This window comes from Allobosea vaviloviae, assembly GCF_001298265.1.
In the GTDB taxonomy this organism is placed as follows: domain Bacteria; phylum Pseudomonadota; class Alphaproteobacteria; order Rhizobiales; family Beijerinckiaceae; genus Allobosea; species Allobosea vaviloviae_B.
In genome coordinates, this window is the sequence record NZ_LGSZ01000091.1 from 1 (window position 1) to 8,036 (window position 8,036).

The following is an 8,036-nucleotide window of genomic DNA, read 5'->3' on the forward strand; positions in this document are numbered from 1 at the left end:
GGGGGGGGCGCCGTGTGGGTCGACAGGCCGCGGGCCGCGTCGGATTCGGCCACGGGAGAGCGCGTGAGCCGCGCGCGCGCGAGGTGGGCCCGCGTGGTGTCGGAGGGGCTCGGCGCCTCGGCCCGCGAAGCCGGCCTGAACTTCTGAGTTCGGATTCACCGGCCCGCCGCTACGCTTTCCGGCGTAGCGGCGGGCCGGGGCTTTATCTTTTTAGACGTCGTTCCAACAGGAACGCTCGAGCGAGCGGCGCAGGACATCGATCCGGCGACCGCGCAAGTAAGAGGAAAGACAATGGCCAGAGAGCCTCGTGACCGCGATCGCGAAGAGCGCGATTCAGAATTCGTGGACCGTCTGGTCCATATCAACCGCGTCGCCAAGGTGGTGAAGGGTGGTCGTCGCTTCGGCTTCGCCGCTCTCGTCGTCGTCGGCGACCAGAAGGGCCGCGTCGGCTTCGGCCACGGCAAGGCCCGTGAAGTTCCCGAGGCCATCCGCAAGGCGACGGAAGCCGCCAAGCGCGGCCTGGTCCGGATCCCGCTGCGCGAGGGTCGTACCCTGCATCACGACGTCCAAGGCCGTCACGGCGCTGGCAAGGTCGTGCTGCGCGCGGCTCCGGCCGGTACCGGCATCATCGCCGGCGGCCCGATGCGCGCCGTCTTCGAGGCGGTTGGCATGCAGGACGTGGTGTCGAAGTCGCTCGGCTCCTCGAACCCGTACAACCTCGTTCGTGCGACGTTCGACGCGCTGAAGAACGAAGACAGCCCGCGTGGCGTCGCCGCGCGCCGCAACCTCAAGGTCTCGGCCCTGCAGACGCGTCGCCGCGATGCCGGCACCGACGCCGCTGTTGAAGCGTGAGGGTGCGATCATGGCAAAGTCTGACAACAAGACCGTCGTCGTCGAGCAGATCGGCAGCCCGATCCGCCGCGAGGCTTCGCAGCGCCAGACCCTGATCGGTCTCGGCCTGAACAAGATCCGCAGGCAGTCGACCCTGGTCGACACGCCGTCCGTGCGAGGCATGATCGATAAGGTCAGGCACCTCGTGCGCGTCGTCGATGCGAAGTGAGGGGTATCGTTCGATGAAACTCAACGACATCCGTGACAACGAAGGCGCGCACAAGTCGCGCATCCGCGTCGGCCGTGGCATCGGCTCGGGCAAGGGCAAGACCGGTGGTCGTGGCGTCAAGGGTCAGAAGGCCCGCTCTGGCGTCGCGGTCAAGGGCTTCGAAGGCGGCCAGATGCCGCTGTATCGTCGCCTGCCCAAGCGCGGCTTCAACAACCTGTTCGCCAAGGATCTGAACGAGGTCAATCTCGGTCGCATCCAGCAGGCGGTGGAAGCCGGCAAGCTCGATGCAAAGGGCGCTGTCACGATCGAGGCGCTTGTCGCCGCCGGCGTGATCACGCGCCAGGCCAAGGACGGCGTCAAGATCCTCGGCGTCGGCGAACTCAAGACCAAGCTCGCCTTTGAGGTGTATGGCGCGTCGAAGTCGGCGGTCGAGGCCATTGAAAAGGCCGGCGGTACGGTCAAGATCCTGGCGGCAGCCGCTTCAGAGGCGTGATCCGCGAGCAGAGCGCCGAAAAGTGGGAACCGGTTTTCGGCGCAAGTCCTGCTCACAGTTTCGGGTGAGAGGCGGATTCCGCTTCAAGATTGAGACGCATTGCGTTTTTATCTGGAACCATTCGGCTCTCGCGCTTAAATGACGACTCGCGAACGGCGGCCGGGCCAGAAGCCCTGGCCGCCGTTTGACTATTTGACCGGGCGCAGACCTGCGTGCCCATGGATATGAAGACCAAGGACCGGACGCATGGCATCGGCGGCTGAACAGCTTGCTTCAAACCTGAACTTTGGGGCGTTCGCCAAGGCGGACGAGCTGAAGAAGCGAATCTGGTTCACACTGGGCGCGCTGATCATCTACCGGCTGGGCACCTATATCCCGCTGCCTGGCATGAACCCCGACGCCGTCGCCGATCTGTTCAAGCAGTCGCAATCGGGCGTGCTGGGCCTATTCAACATGTTCTCTGGCGGCGCGGTCGGCCGTCTCGCGATCTTCGCGCTGGCGATCATGCCCTACATCTCGGCTTCGATCATCATCCAGCTGCTCTCCAGCGTCGTGCCGACCTTCGAGACGCTGAAGAAAGAAGGTGAGCAGGGCCGCAAGATCCTGAACCAGTACACGCGCTACCTGACGCTCGTGCTGGCCGTGTTCCAGGCTTACGGCATTGGTGTCGGCCTGCAGGGCTCGGGCAACCTGGTGCTGGAGCCGGGGCCGTTCTTCCTGCTCTCGACCACGATCACGCTGGTCGGCGGCACGATGTTCCTGCTCTGGCTGGGTGAGCAGATCACCAGCCGCGGCATCGGTAACGGTACTTCGATGATCATCTTCTCGGGCATCATCGCCGAGTTCCCGTCGCAGCTGGCGCAGACGCTCGAACTCGGTCGCCAGGGCGCCATCTCGACCGGCTTGCTGCTGCTGATCCTGGTGATGGCGATCTGCGTCATCGCGTTTTGCGTGTTCATGGAGCGCGCCCAGCGCCGACTCCTGATCAACTATCCCAAGCGGCAGGTCGGCAACCGGATGTATGAGGGCCAGACCTCGTTCCTGCCGCTGAAGCTCAACACGGCCGGCGTCATCCCGCCGATCTTCGCCTCATCGCTGCTGCTGCTGCCGACCACGATCGCCAGCTTCTCGCAGGCCTCGGGGGGGACGGGGCCGCTCTCGACGATCGCGACCTATCTCGCCCACGGCCGGCCGCTGTTCATGTTCCTGTACGCCGCGCTGATCATCTTCTTCTGCTTCTTCTACACCGCGATCGTGTTCAATCCGACCGAAACGGCCGACAACCTCAAGAAGCATGGCGGTTTCATGCCGGGCATCCGGCCGGGCGAGCGCACCGCCGAGCATATCGACCGTGTGTTGACGCGCATCACCGTGCTCGGAGCCGGGTATTTGACTATCGTCTGCCTTATCCCCGAGTTCATGATCACCTATGCCCAGATACCGATCATTCTGTTGGGCGGCACGTCGCTGCTGATCGTGGTGACGACGACCATGGATACCGTGGCGCAAGTCCACGGACACCTGCTGGCCCATCAGTATGAGGGGCTGGTGAAGAAGGCCAAGCTGCGGGGGGCAAAGCGCTGATGCGAATCATATTCCTGGGGCCGCCGGGGGCGGGTAAGGGCACTCAGGCTGCGCGCATCGTCGCGAAGCACGGCATTCCTCAACTCTCGACCGGCGACATGCTGCGCGCGGCGGTTGCCGCCGAGACGCCAATCGGCGTCAAGGCCAAGGCCGTGATGGATGCGGGCGGGCTGGTGTCGGACGAGATCGTCATCGGCATTGTCGCAGACCGCATCGATGAGCCGGACGCCAAGAAGGGCTTCATCCTAGACGGGTTCCCGCGCACGCTGGCCCAGGCAGAGGCGCTCGACGCGATGCTCGCCTCCAAGCACCTCGAGCTCGACACGGTGCTGGAGCTGAAGGTCGACCAGACCAAGCTCGTCGATCGCATCGTCAAGCGCGCCGAGGAGGCGAGGGCGGCTGGGCAGCCGGTCCGCAAGGACGACGATCCGGAGGTCTTCAAGACCAGGCTGGAAGCCTATAACCGCGACACGGCGGTGGTCTCGCCTTACTATGCGGCGCGCGGCCAGGTCATCGAGATCGACGGCATGCAGACGGTCGACGAGGTCACAGCCGCGATCGAGAAGGCGCTGGCGGGACACTGATTTCGGCGTTGGCACGCTTCTTGGGCGCGGCGGGTTGACTCGGCGCGCCCAAACGACTAACGACCCCACTTCCGGTTTCATGCGAGCGATGCCGTTACCTTCGCGAGAAGGGGCGACGTCGCGTTCTCGCGTGGATCAGGCTCAGCGTTTCGCAAAGGCCGGCCTCCACCGGCGCGAGGCATCTTTGAAACCGCTGGCGCGCCACTGGGCGTCTGCCAGCTGACATGGAGAGATCGTCATGGCACGTATCGCCGGCGTCAACATTCCGACCAACAAGCGCGTGGTCATCGGCCTCCAGTACATCCACGGCATTGGTGCGTCCAAGGCCCAGGAAATCTGCACCAAGGTCGGCATCGCCGCCGAGCGTCGCGTCAACCAGCTGAGCGACGCGGAAGTGCTCCAGATCCGCGAAGCGATCGACCGCGACTATCTGGTCGAGGGCGACCTGCGTCGCGAAGTCTCGATGAACATCAAGCGCCTGATGGATCTCGGCTGCTATCGCGGCCTGCGTCATCGCCGTGGCCTGCCGGTTCGCGGTCAGCGCACGCATACCAATGCGCGCACCCGCAAGGGCAAGCCGAAGGCGATCGCCGGCAAGAAGAAGTGATCTTCGGCTAACCCGAAGATCGTCCAACCGTCATGCTCGGGCTTGCCCCGAGCATCTCGTCCCGAAGACGCGATACGCGCCTCTTCCTGCAGGAGATGGTCGGGTCAGGCCCGACCATGACGTTCTGCTCCCCAGCGCCTGGCATCACGGGCGCGCTCGAAGGATGAAAGACAGACTATGGCCAAGGAAGCCCAGCGCGTTAAGCGCCGCGAACGCAAGAACATCGTCTCCGGCGTCGCGCATGTGAACGCCTCGTTCAACAACACCATGATCACCATCACCGACGCGCAGGGCAACACGATCTCGTGGTCGTCGGCCGGCACGATGGGCTTCAAGGGCTCGCGCAAGTCGACCCCCTATGCCGCCCAGGTCGCCGCCGAGGACGCTGCCCGCAAGGCTGCCGAGCACGGCATGCGCACGCTGGAAGTCGAAGTCACCGGCCCGGGTTCGGGACGTGAATCGGCTCTTCGCGCCCTGCAGGCCGCGGGCTTCACCGTGACCTCGATCCGCGACGTGACGCCGATCCCGCACAATGGCTGCCGCCCGCGCAAGCGCCGTCGCGTCTGAGCTGTGATCTTCGAGGCGCCCGCACCGGCGGGCGCCTGTCCGGGGCGGCCCGCCGCCGCCATTGAATTCAAGCACCAGGAGTGCGGTCGTGATCAGCAAGAACTGGCAGGATCTGTCAAAGCCCAACAAGCTCGAAATCAAGGTCGGAGACGATCCGAAGCGTCAGGCGACCGTCATCGCCCGTCCGCTGGAGCGCGGCTTCGGCATGACGCTCGGCAACGCGCTGCGTCGCGTGCTGCTCTCCTCGCTCCAGGGCGCGGCCGTCACCGCCGTCCAGATCGACGGCGTGCTGCATGAATTCTCGTCGATCCCCGGCGTCCGCGAGGACGTGACCGACATCGTCCTCAACATCAAGGCCATCGCGGTCAAGATGCAGGGCGAGGGCCCCAAGCGCATGACCCTGCGCAAGACCGGCCCGGGCACCGTTACCGCCGGCGACATTAACACCATCGGCGACGTCTCGATCCTGAACCCCGACCTCGTGCTCTGCACGCTGGACGAGGGCTCCGAGATCCGCATGGAGTTCACCGTCAACACCGGCAAGGGCTACGTCCCCTCCGAGCAGAACCGTCCGGAAGATGCGCCGATCGGCCTGATCCCGGTCGACAGCCTGTATTCGCCGGTGAAGAAGGTCTCCTACCGCGTCGAGAACACCCGCGAGGGCCAGAACCTCGACCGCGACATGCTGACGCTGAACATCGAGACCAATGGCTCGGTGACCCCTGAGGACGCGCTGGCGCTCGCCGCCCGCATCCTGCAGGACCAGCTCGCGGTGTTCATCACCTTCGAGGAGCCGCGCAAGGAAGAGGCCGTCTCGACCGCGCCGCAGCTGCCCTTCAACCCGGCGCTGCTCAAGAAGGTCGACGAGCTCGAGCTGTCGGTGCGTTCGGCGAACTGCCTGAAGAACGACAACATCGTCTATATCGGCGACCTGATCCAGAAGTCGGAAGGCGAGATGCTGCGCACCCCGAACTTCGGCCGCAAGTCGCTGAACGAGATCAAGGAAGTCCTCGCCACCATGGGCCTCCATCTCGGCATGGACGTGACCGGCTGGCCGCCGGAGAACATCGAAGAGCTCGCGAAGCGCTTCGAGGAGCACTACTGATCCAGCCGGCGCGGGCTTGATCCCGCGCCGTTTCCCCGCCCGGTGCATGAGCGCTGGAGCATAAAGGACGGCCGTACCGTGGCACGGCGGCCGTAAATCAACGAAGGAGCCACCCATGCGTCACGGTTTTCGCGGTCGTCGTTTCAACCGCTCGGTCGAGCATCGCAAGGCGATGTTTGCCAACATGTCCCAGGCCCTGATCAAGCACGAGCAGATCACCACCACGCTGCCCAAGGCCAAGGATCTGCGCCCGGTCGTTGAGAAGCTGATCACGCTCGCCAAGCGCGGCGACCTGCATGCCCGCCGCCAGGCGATCGCGCAGATCAAGGACGTCGTCCTGGTCGGTAAGCTCTTCGCGGTGCTTGGTCCCCGCTACAAGGAGCGCAATGGCGGCTATCTGCGCATCATGAAGGCGGGCTTCCGCTTCGGCGACAACGCCCCGCTGGCCGTGATCGAGTTCGTCGATCGCGACGTCGAGGCCAAGGGCAAGGATTCCGGCCCGGTCTTCACGGCGGACGACGAGGCGGCCTGAGGGTTTTCCTCGGTCGCAACGGATTCGAAAGGGCGGCCCTCGGGTCGCCCTTTTTTGCGTCGGAGGCGCTGCCGTCTCGTCGGTGGGAGCGTGTGGGGCGGTTCGGCGGGATCGGGCGGGGAGATTGATGGAGCAAGGTCGTTTCAATGCGTATGTCGGTCTTGCGCGTGGCGGCAGGAACGGCGTCTGGCGCGTCCTCGCGGGCTTTCTCGCTGTGGCGATCATCTGGATCGCTCTGGGTATCGCGATTGTGGCGGCGGGTGTCGCTTTGTTCGTGGCGCGCAGCGGCGGCAGAACCGATAGCATCGACGCCGTTTTCGCCACCTTGGATTATCAGGCGCTGGCGGCCGACCCGCTGTTCTCAGGCACGGTTCTGCTGTCATTTGCCGGGATTTGGGCCGGCGTCTGGCTCGTCATGCGGATTCTTCACAGGCGATCGGTTCGAGATCTCTTCGGTGTCGAACGCAGAGTGCTCTGGTCGGATTTCCTGCGCGCTTCCCTTGTCACCTTCGTCGTCGGCCTGATCGCGATTCCGTTCTTTCTGCTGGTCGACCCGACTGTGCAGCGCGGACACATCAGCCTGTCGGGCTGGCTCATTGCCGCAGTGCCGCTGATGGTCTGCTGTTTCGTGCAAACCTCGGCAGAGGAAATCCTCTTCCGCGGCTATCTGCATCAGACGCTGGCCGCACGCTATGCGACGCCTGTGGTCTGGCTGGGCGTTCCGACGATCCTGTTCACGGCGCTGCATTGGGAAAGCGAGGCCTCTTCGGCCATCAACCTGTCGGTTCTGGCGACGATCGGTGTGTTCGCGCTGAGCATGAGCTATCTGTTGATCAAGACCGGCAACCTTGCGGCCGCGATGGGCGCTCATTTCGGCAACAACGTCGGCGCTTTCCTGCTGTTCTCGTCGCAGCCGGGATTCAATGGCGGAGTTCTGTTCACGGGGCGCTCGATCCGGGAGGCTGGCTGGACGCTGGAGCAAGCGCTGATGCTCGGCGTCATCGGCGTGGGGACCATCCTCGTTGCGCAGATGCTGCTCGTGCATCCGGCCTCGCCGGTGCGCCTGCGATCACTGTCCCGGCCTCGGCCCCTTGGTTAGCGTCGGCCAGAGATGCTAGGCTGCTCGTCCATTCAACGCGGAACGCCACGGCAGGGTTTAGCATGAACGCCAGATCACTTGTTTCAGCGGCGGCGCTCGCGCTCGTCGCGATGGGCTCACCGCTTTCTGCCCAGGACTACCCCTCCAAACCCATCACCATGATCGTGCCCTTCGCGGCCGGGGGCTCGTCTGACGTCATCGCGCGGCTGGTCGGCGACGAGATGGGGCGGGTGCTCGGGCAGCGCATCGTGATGGAGAACATGGGCGGGGCGGGGGGGGCCGGCGCGCTGTCGCGGGGCGCCCAGGCGGGGCCCGACGGCTACCCCATCGTGGTCGGCAACAGCCGCACGAATGCCGCCCCCCACCCCATCTATCCCGACCTGCAATACAACCACGCCCGCTTCC

The 8,036-nt window shown here is 64.9% G+C and carries 11 protein-coding genes; all 11 read left to right on the forward strand.

Annotated elements, in window-relative coordinates:
• Positions 1–291 precede the first annotated feature (291 nt).
• On the forward strand, positions 292–852 hold the full coding sequence (gene rpsE, locus AE618_RS25915; RefSeq protein ID WP_054211954.1) for a 30S ribosomal protein S5: 561 nt from the start codon (positions 292–294) through the stop codon (positions 850–852).
• 10 nt (positions 853–862) lie between these two features.
• Entirely contained in the window at positions 863–1,060 is a 198-nt protein-coding gene (gene rpmD / locus AE618_RS25920; RefSeq protein ID WP_054211962.1) for a 50S ribosomal protein L30, read from the forward strand.
• A 13-nt stretch (positions 1,061–1,073) separates the two neighbouring features.
• The gene (gene rplO, locus AE618_RS25925) at positions 1,074–1,553 is read left to right on the forward strand and encodes a 50S ribosomal protein L15 (RefSeq protein WP_054211955.1); all 480 of its coding nucleotides are present in this window, start codon (positions 1,074–1,076) and stop codon (positions 1,551–1,553) included.
• 246 nt (positions 1,554–1,799) lie between these two features.
• Positions 1,800–3,137 carry a preprotein translocase subunit SecY gene (secY, locus tag AE618_RS25930; RefSeq protein ID WP_054211956.1) on the forward strand — a complete coding sequence of 446 codons (1,338 nt, stop codon included), beginning with the start codon at positions 1,800–1,802 and terminating at the stop codon, positions 3,135–3,137.
• Positions 3,137–3,721, forward strand: coding sequence for an adenylate kinase (locus AE618_RS25935; RefSeq protein ID WP_054211957.1), 585 nt, complete (start codon positions 3,137–3,139; stop codon positions 3,719–3,721). The genes secY and AE618_RS25935 overlap by 1 nt, the downstream gene beginning before the upstream one ends.
• Before the next feature lie 238 nt (positions 3,722–3,959).
• Positions 3,960–4,328: a 30S ribosomal protein S13 gene (gene rpsM, locus AE618_RS25940; RefSeq protein ID WP_054211958.1), complete on the forward strand. Its 369-nt coding sequence runs from the start codon at positions 3,960–3,962 to the stop codon at positions 4,326–4,328.
• A gap of 177 nt (positions 4,329–4,505) precedes the next feature.
• Complete coding sequence (gene rpsK, locus AE618_RS25945) at positions 4,506–4,895, forward strand: 30S ribosomal protein S11 (protein WP_054144247.1); 390 nt, start codon at positions 4,506–4,508, stop codon at positions 4,893–4,895.
• A gap of 88 nt (positions 4,896–4,983) precedes the next feature.
• Positions 4,984–6,000: a DNA-directed RNA polymerase subunit alpha gene (locus AE618_RS25950; RefSeq protein ID WP_054211959.1), complete on the forward strand. Its 1,017-nt coding sequence runs from the start codon at positions 4,984–4,986 to the stop codon at positions 5,998–6,000.
• 115 nt (positions 6,001–6,115) lie between these two features.
• Positions 6,116–6,532, forward strand: coding sequence for a 50S ribosomal protein L17 (rplQ, locus tag AE618_RS25955; protein ID WP_054211960.1), 417 nt, complete (start codon positions 6,116–6,118; stop codon positions 6,530–6,532).
• A gap of 127 nt (positions 6,533–6,659) precedes the next feature.
• Positions 6,660–7,631, forward strand: coding sequence for a CPBP family intramembrane glutamic endopeptidase (locus AE618_RS25960; RefSeq protein WP_054211961.1), 972 nt, complete (start codon positions 6,660–6,662; stop codon positions 7,629–7,631).
• 62 nt (positions 7,632–7,693) lie between these two features.
• Positions 7,694–8,036: tripartite tricarboxylate transporter substrate-binding protein (locus tag AE618_RS25965; protein ID WP_248311027.1), on the forward strand; the 343-nt coding region annotated here is incomplete at its 3' end.

Excerpts from the sequence above, each read along its gene's own strand:
- rpsE (WP_054211954.1), top strand. The coding sequence starts at position 292 with ATGGCCAGAGAGCCTCGTGACCGCGATCGCGAAGAGCGCGATTCAGAA.
- rpmD (WP_054211962.1), top strand. The coding sequence starts at position 863 with ATGGCAAAGTCTGACAACAAGACCGTCGTCGTCGAGCAGATCGGCAGC.
- rplO (WP_054211955.1), top strand. The coding sequence starts at position 1,074 with ATGAAACTCAACGACATCCGTGACAACGAAGGCGCGCACAAGTCGCGC.
- secY (WP_054211956.1), top strand. The coding sequence starts at position 1,800 with ATGGCATCGGCGGCTGAACAGCTTGCTTCAAACCTGAACTTTGGGGCG.
- AE618_RS25935 (WP_054211957.1), top strand. The coding sequence starts at position 3,137 with ATGCGAATCATATTCCTGGGGCCGCCGGGGGCGGGTAAGGGCACTCAG.
- rpsM (WP_054211958.1), top strand. The coding sequence starts at position 3,960 with ATGGCACGTATCGCCGGCGTCAACATTCCGACCAACAAGCGCGTGGTC.
- rpsK (WP_054144247.1), top strand. The coding sequence starts at position 4,506 with ATGGCCAAGGAAGCCCAGCGCGTTAAGCGCCGCGAACGCAAGAACATC.
- rplQ (WP_054211960.1), top strand. The coding sequence starts at position 6,116 with ATGCGTCACGGTTTTCGCGGTCGTCGTTTCAACCGCTCGGTCGAGCAT.
- AE618_RS25960 (WP_054211961.1), top strand. The coding sequence starts at position 6,660 with ATGGAGCAAGGTCGTTTCAATGCGTATGTCGGTCTTGCGCGTGGCGGC.